The organism is Lactobacillus sp. C449L (assembly GCF_059900815.1).
The window spans coordinates 1-415 of record NZ_JBWXGA010000380.1; the positions used below are offsets into that span (position 1 = coordinate 1).

Sequence of the window (415 nt, forward strand, 5' to 3'; positions counted from 1 at the left end):
GCTGATAGTGGTCGAGCATCATGCGGTGGTTTTCGCGCCCGATGCCGGATTGCTTGTAGCCGCCGAACGCCGCGTGAGCGGGATAGGCATGGTAGCAATTGGTCCACACACGTCCCGCGCGGATCGCGCGGCCGAAGCGGTAGCAGGTGTTCGCATCCCGGCTCCACACGCCCGCGCCCAGGCCATAAAGCGTATCGTTGGCGATGTTCAGCGCCTCATCCTGGTCCTTGAAGGTGGTGACCGACAGGACCGGTCCGAAGATTTCCTCCTGAAAAATCCGCATCCGGTTATGGCCACGGAACACGGTGGGTTTTACATAGTAGCCGCCTGCAAGATCGCCTTCGAACCGGGCTGCCTCGCCGCCGGTCAGCAGTTCGGCGCCCTCCTGTTTGCCGATATCGATGTAGGATAGGAT

Annotated in this window: 1 pseudogene; it reads right to left on the reverse strand. The window is 61.2% G+C overall.

The annotated features are described in order from the left end of the window. A pseudogene (gene adh, locus AC2JF9_RS09885) lies at window positions 1-415 on the reverse strand (aldehyde dehydrogenase); the annotation flags it as partial.